Annotated in this window: 16 protein-coding genes; 8 read left to right on the forward strand and 8 right to left on the reverse strand. The window is 74.0% G+C overall.

The window, feature by feature from the left end; translation table 11 throughout:
- Positions 1-250: 250 nt before the first annotated feature.
- Both ACFW6A_RS26665 and ACFW6A_RS26670 read left to right on the forward strand, forming a co-directional pair.
- Complete coding sequence (locus ACFW6A_RS26665) at positions 251-2,659, forward strand: glycoside hydrolase domain-containing protein (protein ID WP_386643446.1); 2,409 nt, start codon at positions 251-253, stop codon at positions 2,657-2,659.
- Positions 2,660-2,730: 71 nt separating this feature from the next.
- Positions 2,731-4,206, forward strand: a complete 1,476-nt coding sequence (locus ACFW6A_RS26670) for a transglycosylase family protein (protein ID WP_386643449.1) — start codon at positions 2,731-2,733, stop codon at positions 4,204-4,206.
- 56 nt (positions 4,207-4,262) lie between these two features.
- Here ACFW6A_RS26670 and ACFW6A_RS26675 read toward each other — a convergent pair whose 3' ends face one another.
- From ACFW6A_RS26675 to zapE, 3 genes are all read right to left on the reverse strand, one after another.
- Entirely contained in the window at positions 4,263-5,624 is a 1,362-nt protein-coding gene (locus ACFW6A_RS26675) for an alkaline phosphatase PhoX (RefSeq protein WP_386643452.1), read from the reverse strand.
- Positions 5,625-5,758: 134 nt separating this feature from the next.
- Positions 5,759-6,184 (reverse strand): OsmC family protein, encoded by a 426-nt coding sequence (locus tag ACFW6A_RS26680; RefSeq protein WP_351855493.1) that lies wholly within the window; start codon positions 6,182-6,184, stop codon positions 5,759-5,761.
- Positions 6,185-6,218: 34 nt separating this feature from the next.
- Positions 6,219-7,304 (reverse strand): cell division protein ZapE, encoded by a 1,086-nt coding sequence (gene zapE / locus ACFW6A_RS26685; RefSeq protein ID WP_351855490.1) that lies wholly within the window; start codon positions 7,302-7,304, stop codon positions 6,219-6,221.
- Positions 7,305-7,340: 36 nt separating this feature from the next.
- On the opposite strand from zapE, the gene ACFW6A_RS26690 reads away from it, so the two are divergent.
- The 6 genes from ACFW6A_RS26690 (at position 7,341) to ACFW6A_RS26715 (ending at position 12,519) form a co-directional block, all read left to right on the forward strand.
- Positions 7,341-8,120, forward strand: a complete 780-nt coding sequence (locus tag ACFW6A_RS26690) for a pyrimidine reductase family protein (protein WP_386643455.1) — start codon at positions 7,341-7,343, stop codon at positions 8,118-8,120.
- Between the two features lie 106 nt (positions 8,121-8,226).
- On the forward strand, positions 8,227-8,697 hold the full coding sequence (locus tag ACFW6A_RS26695) for an indole-3-glycerol phosphate synthase (protein ID WP_351855484.1): 471 nt from the start codon (positions 8,227-8,229) through the stop codon (positions 8,695-8,697).
- Between the two features lie 102 nt (positions 8,698-8,799).
- A complete protein-coding gene (gene murC, locus ACFW6A_RS26700; RefSeq protein WP_351855482.1) occupies positions 8,800-10,197 on the forward strand; it encodes a UDP-N-acetylmuramate--L-alanine ligase in 1,398 nt (465 codons plus the stop codon).
- A gap of 15 nt (positions 10,198-10,212) precedes the next feature.
- A complete protein-coding gene (gene msrB, locus ACFW6A_RS26705; RefSeq protein WP_351855479.1) occupies positions 10,213-10,620 on the forward strand; it encodes a peptide-methionine (R)-S-oxide reductase MsrB in 408 nt (135 codons plus the stop codon).
- Positions 10,621-10,720: 100 nt separating this feature from the next.
- A complete protein-coding gene (locus ACFW6A_RS26710; protein ID WP_386643459.1) occupies positions 10,721-12,187 on the forward strand; it encodes a hypothetical protein in 1,467 nt (488 codons plus the stop codon).
- Positions 12,184-12,519 carry a hypothetical protein gene (locus tag ACFW6A_RS26715; RefSeq protein WP_351855474.1) on the forward strand — a complete coding sequence of 112 codons (336 nt, stop codon included), beginning with the start codon at positions 12,184-12,186 and terminating at the stop codon, positions 12,517-12,519. Before ACFW6A_RS26710 ends, ACFW6A_RS26715 begins: the two co-directional genes overlap by 4 nt.
- 9 nt (positions 12,520-12,528) lie before the next feature.
- On the opposite strand, the gene ACFW6A_RS26720 is transcribed toward ACFW6A_RS26715, so the two are convergent.
- From ACFW6A_RS26720 to ACFW6A_RS26740, 5 genes are all read right to left on the reverse strand, one after another.
- Entirely contained in the window at positions 12,529-13,866 is a 1,338-nt protein-coding gene (locus ACFW6A_RS26720; protein ID WP_351855472.1) for a protein kinase, read from the reverse strand.
- Positions 13,863-14,894, reverse strand: a complete 1,032-nt coding sequence (locus ACFW6A_RS26725) for a PP2C family serine/threonine-protein phosphatase (RefSeq protein ID WP_386643464.1) — start codon at positions 14,892-14,894, stop codon at positions 13,863-13,865. The genes ACFW6A_RS26720 and ACFW6A_RS26725 overlap by 4 nt, the downstream gene beginning before the upstream one ends.
- Positions 14,891-15,565 carry a tellurium resistance protein gene (locus ACFW6A_RS26730; RefSeq protein WP_351855497.1) on the reverse strand — a complete coding sequence of 225 codons (675 nt, stop codon included), beginning with the start codon at positions 15,563-15,565 and terminating at the stop codon, positions 14,891-14,893. Before ACFW6A_RS26730 ends, ACFW6A_RS26725 begins: the two co-directional genes overlap by 4 nt.
- Before the next feature lie 115 nt (positions 15,566-15,680).
- Positions 15,681-15,881: a hypothetical protein gene (locus tag ACFW6A_RS26735; protein WP_386643467.1), complete on the reverse strand. Its 201-nt coding sequence runs from the start codon at positions 15,879-15,881 to the stop codon at positions 15,681-15,683.
- The gene (locus ACFW6A_RS26740; protein ID WP_386643470.1) at positions 15,878-17,482 is read right to left on the reverse strand and encodes a hypothetical protein; all 1,605 of its coding nucleotides are present in this window, start codon (positions 17,480-17,482) and stop codon (positions 15,878-15,880) included. The genes ACFW6A_RS26735 and ACFW6A_RS26740 overlap by 4 nt, the downstream gene beginning before the upstream one ends.
- Between the last annotated feature and the right edge of the window lies 1 nt (position 17,483).

Consider the following 17,483-nt stretch of genomic DNA (forward strand, 5'->3'; position numbering starts at 1 on the left):
CCTGCTTTTTTTTTTTTTTATACCCTCCGCGTTTCCGGCCCCCCCGGCGGGGCCCCCGGCCCCCCCCCCCCCCCCCCCGGGGCCCCCCCCCCCCCCGCGGGCCCCCCCCCGCCCCGCCCCGCCCTGCCCCTGCCCCGCCGTGCCCCGGCCCCGGCCCGGCCCTGCCCCGCGCCCGGCCGGCCCGTCCCGGCCTCCGCCCCTGCCCGTCCGCCCGCCCAGCGGCCCCGTACACCGGAAGCGAGCCCCGCCCATGCACGCACCGCCCCCCGTCCGCCCGCCGAGAAGCTCCCGCGCCGGCCGGGCCGTCGCCGCCGCGCTGACCGCCCTGGCCCTGGCCGGCGTGACCGCCCCGACGGCCTCCGCCCTCCCGCCGGCCGGCGCGACGGCCGCCCCGGCCGGGGACACCAGGCCCGTCGAGTACCGGGGACTGCGCCTGGACGTGCCCGCCGACTGGCGCGTCGTCGACCTGGAGAAGTCCCCGGAGACCTGCGTCCGCTTCGACACCCCCACCCTCTACCTGGGCCACCCCGGCTCCGGGCGGTCCTGCCCCGCCGACGCGGTCGGCGAGCGGACCGACGCCCTGGTGGTGGAGCCCCTCGCAGGGGCCGCCGTCCAGGACCCCGCCTCCGTCCTCCGCGTGCCGGCCGGCCGCCCCCTCCCGGCCCGCGTCGGGGACGACGTGGACGGCGAGGCCGTCCTCTCCGTCGAGGGCGCCGGGCTGCTCGTCACGGCCGTCCGCGGCGCCGGCACCGACACCGTCTCCCGGGTGGTCGGCTCCGGACGCGTCGGCCCGGCCGCCGTCCCGGGCACGCTCCCCGCCCCCCGGACCCGCACTGGGGCCGGGGACACGGCCGGAACCGCCAGGGCGCTGGCCGCGGAGCCCACCACCGGGTACACCGGCAAGGCCTTCGACGCCTGCACGGCCCCGTCCGCGGGCCTCATGCAGACGTGGAAGGCGAACTCGCCCTACGACGGCGTCGGCATCTACATCGGCGGCCCCACCCGGGTCTGCGCCCAGCCCAACCTGACGGCCGGCTGGGTCTCCGACCGTACGGCCGAGGGCTGGCACATGATCCCCATCTACGCGGGCCGCCAGGCCGGCGGGATCACGGCCGGCGAGGCCGCCGCGCAGGGCAGGGCCTCCGCCGACGACGCGGTGGCCAAGGCCAAGGGCCTCGGCTTCGCGGCCCAGACCGTGCTCTACACCGACATGGAGAACTACGACTCCTCCCTCTACCGCACCCGGGTCCTCGACTACCTCTCCGCCTACAGCGCGCGCGTCCGCGAACTCGGCTTCCGCGCCGGCGTGTACGCGAACGTCTCGAACTCCGGCGACATGGCCGCCCTGCACAGCAACTCCCGCTACACCAAGCCCGACGTGCTGTGGGTCGCCAACTGGAACGGCGCAGCGGACGTCTCCAACGGCTCGATGGGCCTGCCCGGCAGCACCTACTGGCAGGGCAAGCGGCGGGTGCACCAGTACGTGGGAAACTCCACCGAGACGCACGGCGGAGCGACCCTCAACATCGACCGCAACTACGTGGACGTCGCCCCCGCCACCGCCCCCGAGCCCGAGCCCGAGGCCTGGCGCGAGGACGCCGCCTCCCGGGTGAACGCCGACTTCAACGGCGACGGCCGGGACGACGTGGCCGCCCTGTACGGCTACGGCGACGGTTCGGTCGCGCTGTTCACCTTCCTCGCCCGGGCCGACGGCGGTTTCGACGCGCCGCTGAAGTCGTGGACGCGCCCGCCGGGCAACTGGACCTTCAAGAGCGTCAAGCTCACGGCCGGCGACTACGACGGCAACGGCCGCACCGACCTCGCCGCCATGTACGACTACGCCGACGGCTCCGTCGCGCTCTTCACCTTCAAGTCCCGCACCGACGGCGGCTTCTCCGACCCCGTGAAGTCCTGGACGACCGCGCCCGGCAACTGGTGGCCCGAGAACGTCCAGCTCGCCTCCGGCGACTTCGACGGCAACGGACGCGACGACGTGGCCGCGTTCTACGGCTACAACGACGGCCGCGCCGCCCTCTACACCTTCGCGTCCGACGCCAGCGGCGCGTTCGGGACGCCGCTGCGCTCCTGGAACGTTCCCGAGAACTACTGGTGGGGCGAGAACGTGAAGCTGGCCTCCGGTGACTTCGACGGCAACGGCCGTGACGACGTGGCCGCGTTCTACGGCTACAGCGACGGACGGGCCGCCCTCTACACCTTCAAGTCCCGCACGGACGGCGGCTTCTCGGACCCGGTGCGCTCCTGGAACGTCCCGGAGAACTACTGGTGGGGCGAGAACGTCAAGCTCACCGCCGCCGACTACGACGGCAACGGGCGGGCCGACGTGGCCGCGATGTACGGCTACGAGGACGGCTCCGTCGCCCTCTTCACCTTCGCCACCCGCACGGACGGCACCTTCGAGAACCCGGTGAAGTCCTGGACGACCGCGCCCGGCAACTGGTGGATCGAGAACGTCCAGATCGCCTCGGGCGACTTCGACGGCAACGGCCGCGGCGACGTGGCGGCCTTCTACGGCTACAGCGACGGCCGCGCTGCCTTCTACACCTTCAAGTCCGACGCGGCCGGCACCTTCGGCACCCCGCTGCGCTCCTGGAACGTCCCCGCCGACTACTGGTGGGGCGACCACGTGAAGCTCGGCTGATCCCGCGCAGGCCCCCGAGGGCGGCGGCACCCCGGTGCCGCCGCCCTCTCCCACGAGACGAGAGAGTTTCCATGGCACGCAAGCCCTCCTTCACCGGAGCCCGCGCCGTCCTCGCCGCGGCCCTGGTCGCCGCCGGCACGGCCCTGCTCCCGGCGGCCCCGGCCACGGCCGCCTCCGTCGCCACCTGGGACAAGGTCGCCCAGTGCGAGAGCGGCGGGAACTGGTCCATCAACACCGGCAACGGCTTCTACGGCGGCCTCCAGTTCACGCTCAGCACCTGGCGGGCGTTCGGCGGCAGCAACTACGCGACCTACCCGCATCTGGCCACCAAGCAGGAGCAGATCCTCATCGGCGAGAAGGTCCTCGCCGGGCAGGGCGAGGGCGCCTGGCCCACCTGCGGTCCCCGCGCCGGCCTCGGCGCCGACCACGCCGACCCCTACCCCGACGAGCCCGCCCCGCCCGTCGAGCCCGCCTGGCGCGACGACGCCGCCTCCCGGGTGAGCGCCGACTTCAACGGCGACGGCCGCGACGACAACGCCGCCTTCTACGGTTACGCCGACGGTTCGGTCGCCCTCTTCACCTTCCTCGGCAAGCCCGACGGCGGCCTCGCCGCCCCCGTGAAGTCCTGGACCACGGCCCCGGGGAACTGGACCCACCGCAGCATCAAGCCCGTCGCCGGCGACTTCGACGGCGACGGCCGCGCCGACGTGGCCGCCATGTACGACTACGCCGACGGCTCGGTCGCGCTCTTCACCTTCCTCGCCCGTCCCGACGGGGGCTTCGCCGCCCCGGTGAAGACGTGGACGACGGCCCCGGGCAACTGGTGGCCGGAGAACGTGAAGCTGGCCTCGGGCGACTTCGACGGCAACGGCCGTGACGACGTGGCCGCGTTCTACGGCTACAGCGACGGCCGCGCCGCCCTCTACACCTTCGCGTCCGACGCCTCGGGCGGCTTCGGCGCCCCCCTGCGCTCCTGGAACGTCCCCGCCGACCACTGGTGGGGCGAGAACGTGAAGCTGGCCTCCGGTGACTTCGACGGCAACGGCCGTGACGACGTGGCCGCGTTCTACGGCTACAACGACGGCCGCGCCGCGCTCTACACCTTCAAGTCCCGCACGGATGGCGGCTTCTCGGACCCGGTGCGCTCCTGGAACGTCCCGGAGGACTACTGGTGGGGCGAGAACGTGAAGCTCACCGCCGGGGACTACGACGGCAACGGGCGGGCCGACGTGGCCGCCATGTACGGCTACGAGGACGGGTCCATCGCCCTCTTCACCTTCGGCACCCGCACGGACGGCACCTTCGGGAGCCCGGTGAAGTCCTGGACCACGGCGCCCGGCAACTGGTGGATCGAGAACGTCCGCATCGCCTCGGGCGACTACGACGGCAACGGCCGCACCGACGTCTCCGCCTTCTACGGCTACAGCGACGGCCGCGCCGCCTTCTACACCTTCGAGCCGGACGCGGCGGGCTCCTTCGGCACCCCGCTGCGCTCCTGGAACGTCCCCGAGAACTACTGGTGGGGCAGCGCCGTCACCCTGGCCTGAACCGGCGCCCGGCCCGGTCCGGCGCCCGGCCCGGTCCGGGCGCCCCGCCGCGGGGCTCAGCGCCAGGGGCCCGTCACGGCGAACGTCGTCCCCGGCTCGTAGCAGTTGACGTACATCGTGGAGCCGTCGGGGGAGAAGGTGACCCCGGCGAACTCGCCCCACGCGGGCGCCCCGGGCTCTCCCACGTCCTGGGCGCCCCGGGCGACGGCGTACACCTCGCCCCGGCGGCTCACCCCGAAGACGTGCTGCGCCCCGCCGCCGTCCTCGCACACCATGAGGCCGCCGGTGGGGGCCAGGCAGATGTTGTCGGGGGACTCGCCGGGGAGCCGGACGTCGGTGTCCGGGCCGAAGGAGACGGCGAGCGTGAGCCGCCGGCCGCCCGGGTCGTACCGCCAGACCTGCCCGAAGTGGGAGGCGCCGGAGCCGTCCGAGGTGCGGGCGAAGGAGGACACGAAGTAGACGGACCGGCCGCCCCAGTAGCAGCCCTCCAGCTTCTGCGCGTGGGTGTTCCCGCCCCGGCCGAAGTCCTGGAGGCGGATGGGCGTCCCGGTCGCCTGCGGGTCCGGCACCGGCACCCACTCGACGCCCTCGAAGACCGTCCCGGTCTCCCGCACCTCCGACAGGTCGGGGACGCCGGGCACCCGCAGGGCCTCCAGGGTGCCGCCCGCGCGCAGCGAGCCGGTGCCGCCGAGCGGCCGCTCGGGCAGGAAGCGGTAGAAGAGGCCGAAGGGGTGCTCGAAGGCGTCCTCTGTCTCGTAGACGACCCCGGTGTACGGGTCCACGGCGACGGCCTCGTGCGCGAAGCGGCCCAGCGCGGTGAGCGGGACGGCCCCAGTGCGGTGCGGGTCGGCCGGGTCGACCTCGAAGACGAAGCCGTGGTCCTTCTCGTACCCCTTGGTTCCCGCCTCGTCCTCGGTCTCCTCGCAGGTCAGCCAGGTGCCCCAGGGGGTGGGCCCGCCCGCGCAGTTGACGGCGGTGCCGGCGATGCCGACCCGCTCGGAGCGCACCTCGCCGCCGGCGTCGAGGCCGAGGACGGTGCAGCCGCCCTTGCCGCCCCGGTCGTAGACGAGGCCGGGCACGAGGGGGACGGCGTGGCGGGCCTCGGGACGGTTCTCGTGGTTGCGGACGAGGCGGACGCCGCCGCGCGGCCCGGCGAAGGCGCTCATGCCGTCGCAGTGGCTCGGGACCCGGCCCTCGCCGGAGCGGAGCCGGTCGCCCTCGCGGGACAGGACCCGGTAGGAGAAGCCGGCCGGGAGGTCGAGCAGGCCGGCCGGATCGGGGAGGAGGGGGCCGTAGCCGCCGCGCGGCTCGGCGGCGGCCGGGGAACCGGCGAAGAGCTCGGCCAGGGCGCCGGTGAAGGCGATCCCGGCGACGGTGGCGCCGGTGCGGGCCAGGATCTGACGTCGTGTCACGGACATGGGAGGCCTTCCCGCCGGAGACAGGTGTGGACCCGCTGTGTGTACCACGCACCGGAGTGCGCGATGCCTTCACGCGGGTCCACGACGCCTCGAATGGCGTAATCCCGCCCGTCCCCGGGCGGGGTGACGTCGCGTCAGGCCAGCTCGGCCGTCAGCGTGATCGTCGTGCCCGTGAGCGCCTGGCTGACCGGGCAGTTCTTCTTGGCGTCCTCGGCGGCCGCCGTGAAGCCCTCGGCGTCGAGACCGGGGACCTCGCCGCGCACGGTGAGGTGGATCCCGGTGATGCCCTCGCCCGGCTGGAACGTGACGTCCGCCTTGGTCTCCAGACGGGTGGGCGGGTTGCCCGCGCCGGCCAGGCCGTGCGAGAGGGCCATCGAGAAGCAGGAGGAGTGTGCGGCGGCGATGAGCTCCTCGGGGCTGGTCTTGCCGTTGGGCTCCTCGGAGCGGGCCGGCCAGGAGACGTCGTAGGAGCCGAGACCGGAGGAGTCGAGGGTGACGACGCCGGAGCCCTTGAGCAGGTCGCCCTGCCAGACGGTGTGGGCGTGACGGACGGTGGCCATGGTGGATACCTTTCGATCGGGTATGGCCCCCAACCTACTGCGCGACGAGCCCCTTTGCGTCCCGTGCCAGGGCGGTGAGCCGGGAGATGGCGCGGAAGTACTTCTTCTTGTAGCCGCCGTTCAGCATCTCGTCGCTGAACAGCTTGTCGAACGGGAGTCCGGAGGCGAGCACCGGTATCTCGCGGTCGTAGAGCCGGTCGGCGAGGACGACGAGCCGCAGCGCGGTCGACTGGTCGGGGACCGGGCCGACGCCGGTGAGGCAGACCGCCGTCAGGTCGTCGGTGAGGGCGCCGTACCGGCTCGGGTGAACCCTGGCCAGGTGTTCGAGCAGGTGCGGGAAGTCGTCCAGGGAAGCGCCCGGCACGCGGTACGCGGTCTGGGTGACGACCTGGTCGGAGTGGGGCGCGGGTGCCTCGGGCAGGCCCCGGTGGCGGTAGTCCTCGCCGTCGATCCGCAGCGGCCTGAAGTGCGCGGAGAGGCCCTGGATCTCGCGGAGGAAGTCGGCGGCGGCGAAGCGGCCCTCGCCGAGCTTGCCCGGGAGCGTGTTCGAGGTGGCGGCGAGCGCCACGCCCGCCTCGACCAGCTTGCCGAGCAGGCTGGAGACGAGGACGGTGTCGCCCGGGTCGTCCAGCTCGAACTCGTCGATGCACAGGAGGCGGTGCCCGCTCAGGGTCCGCACGGTCTGCTGGAAGCCGAGCGCGCCGACCAGGTTGGTCAGCTCCACGAAGGTGCCGAAGGCCTTCAGGGAGGGCTCGGCGGGGGTGGCGTGCCACAGCGAGGCGAGCAGGTGGGTCTTGCCGACGCCGTAGCCGCCGTCGAGGTAGACCCCGCGCGGGCCGGCCGGGGCGGCGGGCTTCCGGGCGAACCAGCGGCGCTTCCCCGCGCCGGTCGCGTGCGCCCCGCCCAGGCTCTCGGCGAAGCCGGCGAGCACCTTCACGGCCTCGCACTGGCTGGGCTGGTTCGGGTCGGGGAGGTACGTGTCGAAACGCACCGAGTCGAAGCGCGGCGGCGGGACCATCTCCGCGACCAGCCGGTCGGCGGGGACGTGGGGCTCGCGCGAGCAGAGCGAGAGCGGGGCCGCCGCTGCGGAGGCGGCTTCATTCAGGGCACGGGTCGACACAGTTCCCCACTGTAAGCGCCGTGTCAGACTGCGAGGATGCGACAGCTCTTCCCTGTGACGGACATGACAGCCCCGAACGCCCAGGTCAACGGGGGAGACCGGGAGTGGTCCCTCGACGAGCTGGCCGACGCCTATGCCTATCCGGCAGACGCCGAGGTCTGGCTGCGGGCCAACATGGTCTCCTCGCTCGACGGGGCCGGGCAGCACGACGGACGCTCGCAGCCGCTCTCCTCCGACACCGACATGCGGATCTTCGGCACGCTCCGGGGGCTCGCGGACGTGGTGATCGTGGGTGCGGAAACGGTACGCCTGGAGGGGTACCGGCCCGCCCGCGCCCGGGAGGCCTTCGCGGAGCGCCGGGCCGCCGCGGGGCAGGGTCCCGCCCCCGCCATCGCGATCGTCACCGCCTCCCTCGACCTGGACCTCGCCCTCCCGCTCTTCACCTCCCCGCTGGTTCCCACCCTGGTCCTGACCGGGGCCGGAGCCCCCGCCGAGCGGATCGCGGCCGCCCGGGAGGCGGGCGTCGAGGTGCTCCTGGCCGGCGACGGGGCCGCCGTCGACCCGGCCCGCGCCGTGGCCCTCCTCGCCGAGCGCGGGCTGCGCCGCCAGCTCACCGAGGGCGGGCCCCGGCTGCTCGGCCAGTTCACGGCCGCCGAGGTGCTCGACGAGCTGTGCCTGACGCTCTCCCCGACGATGACGGCGGGTGACGCCCAGCGGATCTCCCACGGGCCTTCGCTCGCGCTTCCGACACGCTTTGGGCTGGCTTCCCTGCTGGAGCAGGACGGCTTCCTCTTCACCCGCTACCGTCGGATCTGACAATCGGCGGAATTTGCCGTTCCGCTTAGCGTCGACTGGGCACAATCACAGTCGCAGTCCCCGTGCGGTCACGGGGAAGGATGGTTTCCGCAGAAGGGCTCCTGAGGTGTTCACAAGCGTTCTGATGATCGAGAAGCCCCTGACGTCCGTGGACGTGGAATTCGTCACCACCCTGCACGGCGACGAGGGCGTGTCCTTCATCGTGCTGATGCAGCCGCGCGGTGACCAGGCCGATGTACTGCTGCGCGCCATCGACGACGTCGCCCTGGGCGAACTCAAGGAAGCGACCCGCGAGGGCGACGAACCGGAGGGCAAGGCGGCCCGCGAGCCCGCCGAGCTCGCCCTGGAGCACTCGCTCCGGGCCCTGAGAGAGGCGGGCAGCGAGGCGGTCGGACAGGTGGTCGAGGACCACCCCCTGGACAAGATGAAGGCGGTCGTCGAGGAGTCGGGGGCGGACGAGGTCATCGTCCTCACGGCCCCCCACTACGTGGAGGAGTTCTTCCACCGGGACTGGGCCTCCCGGGCCCGCCACAAGGTCGGCGTCCCCGTCCTGAAGCTCTTCGCGCACAGCGAGTAGCGGCCCGCGCACGGTCCGGGGAGCGCCGCCTCCCCGGGCCGTACGGCCGCAGCCACTAGGCTGGAGCCGACACGTCGTACGCACACCCGGGGAGAGATCCGCATGGCACCCGCCATCCCTGCCGCCATGGAACGGCCGCACTTCATCGGCATCGGCGGTGCCGGAATGTCGGGCATCGCGAAGATCCTCGCCCAGCGCGGCGCCAAGGTCGCGGGCAGCGACGCCAAGGACTCCCCGACCGCCGAGGCGCTGCGCGCCCACGGCGTCACCGTGCACCTCGGCCACGCCGCCGAGCACCTCGCCGACGACGCCTCCGCCGTCGTCGTCTCCAGCGCCATCCGCGCCGACAACCCCGAGCTGGCCCGCGCCGCCGAGCTGGGCATCCCGGTCGTGCACCGCTCCGACGCGCTCGCCTCCCTCATGGACGGGCTCACCGCGATCGCCGTCGCCGGCACCCACGGCAAGACCACCACCACCTCGATGCTGGCCGTCGCCCTCACCGAGCTGGGCCTCGACCCCTCGTACGCCATCGGCGGCGACCTCGCGGGCCCCGGCACCAACGCCCGGCACGGCGACGGCGAGGTCTTCGTCGCCGAGGCCGACGAGAGCGACCGCAGCTTCCAGAAGTACGACCCCCAGGTCGCGATCGTCCTCAACGTCGAGCTCGACCACCACGCGAACTACGCCTCCATGGACGAGATCTACGAGTCCTTCGAGAAGTTCGCCGCCAAGCTCCGCCCCGGCGGCACCCTCGTCGTCGGCGAGCACTCCGGCGCCCGCGAGCTGGCCCGCCGGGTCGCCGCGGCGGGCCGCGAGGACCTCCGCATCGTCACCGTCGGCGAGGGCGAGGACTCCGACGCCCGCATCCTCAAGATCGTCCCGAACGGGATGAAGAGCGAGGTCACCGTCGCCCTCGACGGCGCCGAGCACACCTTCACCGTCTCCGTCCCCGGCCGCCACTACGCCCACAACGCCGCCGCGGCCCTCGCCGCCGGCGCCCGCGCCGGCCTCGACCCGGCCGCCCTCGCCCAGGCCCTCACCGCCTACACCGGCGTCGGCCGCCGTCTCCAGCTCAAGGGCGAGGCCGCCGGCGTCCAGGTCATCGACTCGTACGCGCACCACCCCACCGAGATGACCGCCGACCTGGAGGCCATGCGCGGCGCCGCCGGCGACTCCCGCCTCCTCGTCGTCTTCCAGCCGCACCTCTTCTCCCGCACCCAGGAACTGGGCAAGGAGATGGGCGACGCCCTCGCCCTCGCCGACGGCTCCGTGGTCCTCGACATCTACCCGGCCCGCGAGGACCCGATCCCCGGCGTCACCAGCGAGCTGATCCTCGACGCCGCCCGCGCGGCCGGCGCCGACGCCACCCCCGTCCACGACAAGGACGCCGTCCCCGACGTGATCGCGGGAATGGCCCGCCCCGGCGACTTCGTTCTCACCATGGGCGCGGGCGACGTCACGGACCTCGGTCCGCGGATCCTCGCCCGCCTGGCGAACTGAGGGAGTGGACGGACGATGGCGTACGAGGTCGAGAAGTCGGACGCGGAGTGGCAGGCGCAGCTGACCCCGTCGGAGTACCAGGTGCTCCGGCTGGCCGGCACCGAGCCCGCCTTCCGCGGCGAGTACACGGACACCAAGACCGAGGGCGTGTACTCCTGCCGCGCCTGCGGGGCGGAGCTCTTCACGTCGAACGAGAAGTTCGAGTCGCACTGCGGCTGGCCCTCCTTCTTCGACCCGAAGGACAGCGAGGCCGTCGAGCTGGTCGCGGACACCTCCCACGGCATGATCCGCACCGAGGTCCGCTGCGCCCGCTGCGGCTCGCACCTGGGCCACGTCTTCGAGGGCGAGGGCTACCCCACCCCCACGGACCAGCGCTACTGCATCAACTCGATCTCCCTGCGGCTGAGGCCCGAGGAGTCCTGACACGGGCGTGCGGTCCCCCCTAGGGTGTCCGGAGACGGATCAGGGGGACCGCATGCCCGGCAGGCACTTAGCACCGCTTCCCACCTACCGCAGGGACGCGGTGACCCGGAAGCTGTGCGCGCACGTCTATCTCGACGACGCCTTCGCGTACCGCACGGACGTCGAGCTCACCGGGGACCGGCTCACCGCCCTCGGCCTGCCGCTCGGGATCAACCTGGTCGCCCTCGCCCGGCACGCGCGGGTCGCCGCCCGCCGCCTGCGCGCCCGGGACCGCACCCTGTCCCTGCTGTACCTCGGGCTCTGGGCCGGCGTCGCGCTCGTCCCCTACGGCCTCGCCACCGCGCCCGTCGTGGCCGCCGCCGGCGGCGGCCTCGCCCTCGCCGCCGCCGCGGGCGGCTGGTGGGTCACCCGCCGCGACCTCTCGGTCTCCTGGCGGGACGCCCAGCGGGTCTTCCAGGACGACGGCCGTCCCGAGGACCAGGCCCCGCCGGTCGAGGCCGCCGCCGAGGACCGGCTCCGGGCCCTCGCCAAGGCCAACGTCCTCCCGTACACCGCGGCCGCCGCCCACGACGACCCCTTCGTCGGCCACGGCGAGAAGCTCAAGGACGTCGTCTGGCACCCCATCGACGTCTCCCAGCCCGCCGACGACCCCGCCCGCCCCGGGCACAAGCTCACCATCAAGCCCTTCGACGCCGTCGACCTGCACACCTTCGTCGCCCGCGAGATGGGCAACATCTCCGGCCTGGAGGGCCTGCGCGCCCGCAACCGCCTGTACGTCTCCGGCGACCACCTGCCCTACCTCGCCGACGAACTCCTCGAATCGCGCCTCGGCCGCCCCCGCGCCCAGATCGACCCCGACCTCGTCCGCACCGGCCTGGTCCGCCCGGGCGCCGGCATGCGCACCTACCTGAGCCTGGAGCGGATCAGCGACGGCGGCCGGGTCGTCGTCTCCGTCCACATGCGGGCCCGGCTGCACCACCCCAGCCTCTCCTGGGAGGTGATGGTCTTCGTCATCCCGCCGCCCGCCGCGCGCTACTCCACCGTCTCCACCCTCCCCACCCAGGGCTTCGACCGGGTCCGCACGCTGCTCGGCGGCACCAACGGCATCTGGTGGCGCTGCCTCACCGGCTCCTGGTCCCGCGCCGCCCGCCGCCGCGGGGACCGGCGCGCCCGCGCCCGGGCCCTGGAGCGCGCCCGCCGGGACATCTTCAAGCGGAACGTGCTCCACGACCACGGAGCCACCGACAGCATCCGCGAACGGATCTCGGACGGGGACCAGATGCTCTTCGGCGACTCCGCCGACGCGCAGGACTACCTCCAGCGCCTCCAGGGCGGCGTCCTCATCGCCACCGAACGCTTCCTGAAGGCCCATCACATCGACAGCGCCTCCTTCGACTCGACGAAGCAGATCATCAACGCGAACCCGACGTACAACTTCAACGGGATCGTCCAGGGGAACGCCTTCGGCCACCAGAACGTCGTCCAGAACACGCCCGGCCAGCCCGGGGCGGGCGGCGCGCAGCCCGGCCCCGGCGGCCAGTGGGCACAAGGAAAGGGGACCCCGTGAACACCTTCAACTTCAACGGCCCGGTGAGCGGCAACGCCTTCGGCAACGACAACACCGTCACCAACCACCACTACCACCCGGCCGGCGAGCCGGTCGACGCCCGCGAACTCGCCGAGCGACTGGTGGCGTTGCTGCGCGACCAGGCCGCCGCCACCGCCGCCGTCACCCGCGCGCAGGCCGTGCGCGACGAACTCGCCGCCGCCGAGCGGGAGGGCCGCCCCGTCGACGAGGGCCGGGTGCGGACCGCGCTCGCCGCCGTCGAACCGTACGTGACGGTCGGCAGCGGCGGCATGGCCCTGGTCCAGGGGATCCTGGCGCTCTTCGGCGGCTGAGCGGCCGGCTCAGCGGGCGCGGACCTCGGCCCGGGCGCCGTCGGCCAGTTCGAGGGCGAGACCGGAGCGCAGCGGCACCGTCTGGCCCGGCGCGATCCGCTGGCTGGTGCCGTCCGAGCGGGTGCCGGTCCACTCCTCCCCGGAGCGGTTGGCGAGACCGTACCGGCCCGGCTTCTGCGGGTGCTCGACCAGCTCGGCGACGAGGCTGCCGTCCGAGTAGTCGTGCCGGGTCGGCTCGGCCGTCAGGTGGTGGCGGTGGAGCCGCGCCGCCCGCCCCAGCATGATGTGCCGCTCCGTCCGGGGCGGCGGTGTGGTCACCACCAGCCGGGGCGGCAGCACGAGCGGGGTCCCGTCCTTCCAGCAGGTCCCGGGCGCGGCGGCGCCCGGCTCGGTCATGTTCTGCCGGCCGCAGTTCGGGCACTCCACGACCGCGTCCCGGGCCGCCCGGAGGGCGTCCCGCCACTGGGACTCGCGGACCCGGGCCGAGGGCTCCCGCAGCCCCACGGTGAAGTTCTGCGTGAACAGGTCCTGGAGCGAGCGCGGCACCAGCGGCCACAGCGCCCGCACCGTCGTGTGCTCCACCGGGTCGGGGCGGTTGTCCTCGTCGTCGGGGTCGAAGACGAACAGCGGGTCGCGGCCGTACAGCCTGCGCTCGGCGTGCTCGTCCAGGCAGCGGATCGCCAGCTCCCTGGCCCCCTTGAAGGGGTGGTGGTTCGTCAGGAACATGAAGAGCAGCACCGACAGCGAGTGCAGGTCGCTCTGGGTCCCGGGCATGGCGCCCGGGTCGCCGCGCACCAGCTCCGGGGCCATGAAGCCCATGGTGCCGGAGATGCCGCTCCGGTCGCCCTCCACCACCGCGTTGTCGTTGTCGCAGACCAGCACGTCGCCGGTGGCGGGGTCGAAGAAGATGTTGCCCCAGGAGATGTCCCGGTAGGCGATGCCGCGCGAGTGCAGGGCCTGGTAGGCCTCCACCGTGTACAGGCAGGCGGTCAGCAGCTCCCGGAAGGTGGTGGAGACCGTCCGCCGGAACAGCTCGGGCAGCCCCCGGAAGCGGTCCGGCCGCACGTCCATCAGATAGCCGAAGCGGTCCGGTGCCGCCTCCACGTACGCGGTCGGCCACAGGAACCGCTCGTCGTCGAAGTCCCTTTCCACCAGGTCCTGGACGACCTGCCGCTGCTGCGGGGTCGCGCTCTCGGGGTAGTACCACTTGAGCGCCTTGGCGGAGCCGTCGGGAAGCGTCACCCGGTAGACCTCGCCCTGGCCGCCCGAGCCGAGCAGCCGGTCGACGGCGAACGTCTCCCCGGTGCCGGTCGTCAGCGTGTCCCCGTGGTCGAGCATGCCGCTCATGGTCGGTCCGTCTCCTCGTGGTCGTGCGTCGTGCCGTCGGTTGGATCCGGCAGATCGGATGGTGAGTCCGGCAGGCGGGATGGTGGATCCGATAGGTCGGATGATGGATCCAATGCTTCGGATGCTGGATCCGCACCCGCTCCGGACCCCCAGGGCCGCGCGGGCTCCGGAGCCGTGGCCCACGTCGCCCGGGGATCGGGCCCGGGCACCCCGCCGGCGCGATCCGCGCGGTGGGCGAGGGCCAGGGTGGTGTCGTCGCCGGAGTGACGGGACGCCGCCTCCAGCCAGCGCGGCACGTCCTCCTCGATCCCGGGCAGCCCCCGGGCGGCCAGCCGTTCGTACAGCCCCGCCGTGAACTCGGTGAAGCCCTCGTCCGAGGTGAAGCTCTTCGACAGGCCGTCCGTGGACAGGGCGATCAGCCGGGGCGCCCGCTCCGGTGCGGGCAGCGGCTCCCAGTGCACCCGGACCAGGTGCCACGCCTTCCGCATGCACAAGGAGGCCGTCTCGTCGCCGAGTTCGGCCCGCTCGGGCGCGAGCGGCAGGCGCACCCGCCCGTCCTCGTCCACCACGGTCAGGTCGCCGTCGCCCAGCTGCCAGGCCACGAACAGACCGGGCGCCAGGACGGCGCCGATCAGCGTGGAGCCGTACAGCCGCAGGACCTCCTCGCGGGACGCGTCGGCCCCCTCGGGGCCGGGCTGGCGGCCCCAGTGCTCCCAGACCCTGGTCTGCCAGTCCCGCACCAGCTGCTCCGGCAGCTCGTAGCGGGCGTAGTCGCGCAGCCAGGGCAGCCGGCCGGGGCGGACGAGCGCGCCGAACTCCCGCCCCTTCGCCGCGAACAGCTCGGCGGCGAACTGCGCCCCGACGTCGCTGCGCGGGTACGAGGCGGAGCCGTGCCCGTCGGCGACGGCGAGGACCACCGGGTCGTTCGCCGCTCCGGTGCCGCCGCTCCTGACCCGGTCCTGGTTGAGCTTCTTGCCGTAGCCGATGACGCTCGTGTCGAGGATTTCCCAGGTCGGCAGGGCGCTCACCACACGTCGTCGTCGTCGGAGGCGAGAACCGGCGGCGCGTAGGGCGCGGCCGGCTTCGTCGGGCCGTCGCCCGGGCCGTTGGCCCCGGCGACGGGCTGCGAGGCGGCCTTCACCGCCGCCGTCGACGCCCAGCGGATCGCGGCGGCCAGCTGCTTGGGGCTGTTGGCGTCCAGCGGCCGCAGCTCCGGGTTGGCCAGGAACTCCTGGAGCACGCCCCGGTCGGCGTCCGCGCCGATCGCGATCGCCACCCGGACCGCCTTGCGGCCCCACGGCGTGGCCTCGATCGCCCGCAGGCCGGCCCGCCAGTCGTCGGTGGGCGCGCCGTCGGAGACCAGCGCGATCACCGGCTTGAGGGCCCGCTCCGGCATGGGCGGGGTCTGGAGCTCCCCGGCGACCAGGGCCAGCGCCTCGCCGAGGTTGGTGGTGCCGTCGGGCGCCACGTCCTTCCAGGTGAAGTCGTGCACCCCCACCGGGTCCTTGTGGTGCCAGCGGGCGGTGGTGGAGAAGGTGATGGTGCGCAGCAGCAGCTGGGCGGCCGGGTTGTCGTCGGCCACCGAGCGCATCTCCGGGATCGCCTCCCGGATCGCGTAGTTGAGCTGGCCGATCTTCTCGCCGGACATCGAGTACGAGGTGTCGAGCAGCCAGATGAAGTGCACCGGGCGGTTCGCCATGGCGCCGCCGGGGAGGTCGGTCACGATTTCCTCCTGGGGAGTCGGGGAGTCGGGGAGTCGGGGAGTCGGGGGGCGGGCGGTTCGGGGAGCGGGTGCTCCGGGGCGGGGCGGGGGTTCAGGGCACGGGGTCGGTGGCCGTCAGCTCCTCCCAGCGGGCGGGGACGTCCTCGGCGAGCCGGAAGACCGCGTCGAGCAGGCCGGGCGCGCCGTGGACGGCGCCGAGGGCGGCCGCCGCGAGGACCAGCCAGGTGGCGGCGGTCAGCAGGGCGCGCACGGCCTTCCGGGAGCGGGCGACCCGCGGGGTGACCACGGTCATCGGCCCCGCACCCCCGCTTTGCCGGTCCGCGCGTCGACGAGCGCGCCGACACGCAGCCCGGACCGGGCGAGCAGCCACAGGACGGGCTCGGCGGCCCGGCGGCCCTCGGGGTCGAGGGCGCCGGTGCCGGTGGCGGTGAAGGCGCTGACCGACCAGTAGCGGGCGGTCGCGAACTGGTGGGTGAGGTTGCGGACGAGGCCGCCGAGGCCGAGGGTGGTCAGCCAGGTGTCGACCTGCGCGCCCGCGGGCGGCAGGGAGGCGATCCGGTCGAGCACGTCCCGTTTGGTGACGACGACGGCCACGGGCAGCCTTCCTCTCCGTCCGACGAGCGCGGTGAGCTCGCCGCTGAGCCCGTCGAAGGTCTCGGCGGGGCCCTGGGCGGCGGGCCTGGCCTCGGCGGCGACGCCGGCGTCGCCGCCGGCGATCCGCTGCCGCACGACCCGGTCGGCGAGGACGTCGACGACGAACAGCACCCCGTCGGCGTGGGCGAGGTACTGCTGCTCGCGCAGCCGGTCGGCGCCCTGGAGGGCCTCGCCCATCGGGTCGTACAGATAGAGCAGCCGGCGGCGCGGGCCCTTGCCGACGAGGAGCATCCAGGCCCGCTGGTCGCCCTGGGTCTTCAGCGCCCAGTCGTCGTCCCGCAGCCGCCGGTCGAGGAGGGCGCTGTCGTGCCGGTCGGCGTCGGAGGCGTAGTCGAGGGTCAGCCGGCCGCCGGCGGCCCAGGACCGCAGCCCGGCCACCACGGCGGCCATCAGCATCGTCTTGCCGGAGGAGGAGGCGCCGACCAGCGGGACGTGCACCACCCGGGTGGTGGCCAGCGACGGCGGCAGCGGCCGGTCGCAGGAGGGGCATTCGGCGGGGACCAGCGCCCGGCCGGTGAACAGCGAGGACGGCAGCCGGGCGCCGCACCGGCAGGCGTGCCGGAAGACTCCGTACCGGCCGGGCCGCAGCTCCCGGTGGGTCTCGGTGGTGCACTGCGGGCAGCGGTGGACGGCCAGCGGCACCGGGCGGTGGCAGCCCGGGTGCGGGCAGACCGGCCGGACCCGGCGGAGCGACAGCCAGGCCCGCTCCGTCCCGCGCAGCAGTCCGACGGCGAGCAGCCAGCCGGTCCACACGAGGGTGACGAGCACGCCGAAGAGGAGCAGCACCGCCCCGTGCAGGACGGCGACGAGCAGCACCGCGACGGTGGCGCCGAGCGCGGTGCCGGGGGCCGTCAGCCACAGCCACAGCCGGGTCAGGGGGTTGGCGCCGCGCCGCCCGGTGGACGGCCTGCGCCGCTGGAAGAGCCGTGCGACGACGGTCCCCATCCAGTGGTTCCGCCAGATCCGCCAGGGCGTCCGCAGTCCGGCGCCGAGGACGTCCGCCGTGTCGGTCCACAGCTGGCGCGCCCAGTACGAGGGGAGCGCGGGTTCGGTGCCGAGGGGGATCACCCGCTGGTCCGAGCGGCCCGCGTCGAAGGGACCGAGTTCGGTCACCGCCGCCCGCGCGGTGGCGCGCAGCAGGGTCCAGAAGGCGCGCCCGGCGCAGACCGCGAGGGCCGTGACGGCCCACAGCGCGACGAGCACCGTGAGGATCAGCCGGGTCAGTTGTCCGCCGTCCACG

It is taken from the genome of Streptomyces sp. NPDC058758 (assembly GCF_042746075.1).
Taxonomy (GTDB): Bacteria; Actinomycetota; Actinomycetes; order Streptomycetales; family Streptomycetaceae; genus Streptomyces.

Excerpts from the sequence above, each read along its gene's own strand:
- ACFW6A_RS26690 (WP_386643455.1), top strand. The coding sequence starts at position 7,341 with ATGCGACAGCTCTTCCCTGTGACGGACATGACAGCCCCGAACGCCCAG.
- murC (WP_351855482.1), top strand. The coding sequence starts at position 8,800 with ATGGCACCCGCCATCCCTGCCGCCATGGAACGGCCGCACTTCATCGGC.
- ACFW6A_RS26675 (WP_386643452.1), bottom strand. The coding sequence starts at position 5,624 with ATGTCCGTGACACGACGTCAGATCCTGGCCCGCACCGGCGCCACCGTC.
- ACFW6A_RS26680 (WP_351855493.1), bottom strand. The coding sequence starts at position 6,184 with ATGGCCACCGTCCGTCACGCCCACACCGTCTGGCAGGGCGACCTGCTC.
- ACFW6A_RS26670 (WP_386643449.1), top strand. The coding sequence starts at position 2,731 with ATGGCACGCAAGCCCTCCTTCACCGGAGCCCGCGCCGTCCTCGCCGCG.
- ACFW6A_RS26735 (WP_386643467.1), bottom strand. The coding sequence starts at position 15,881 with ATGACCGTGGTCACCCCGCGGGTCGCCCGCTCCCGGAAGGCCGTGCGC.
- ACFW6A_RS26665 (WP_386643446.1), top strand. The coding sequence starts at position 251 with ATGCACGCACCGCCCCCCGTCCGCCCGCCGAGAAGCTCCCGCGCCGGC.
- msrB (WP_351855479.1), top strand. The coding sequence starts at position 10,213 with ATGGCGTACGAGGTCGAGAAGTCGGACGCGGAGTGGCAGGCGCAGCTG.
- ACFW6A_RS26730 (WP_351855497.1), bottom strand. The coding sequence starts at position 15,565 with ATGGCGAACCGCCCGGTGCACTTCATCTGGCTGCTCGACACCTCGTAC.
- ACFW6A_RS26720 (WP_351855472.1), bottom strand. The coding sequence starts at position 13,866 with ATGAGCGGCATGCTCGACCACGGGGACACGCTGACGACCGGCACCGGG.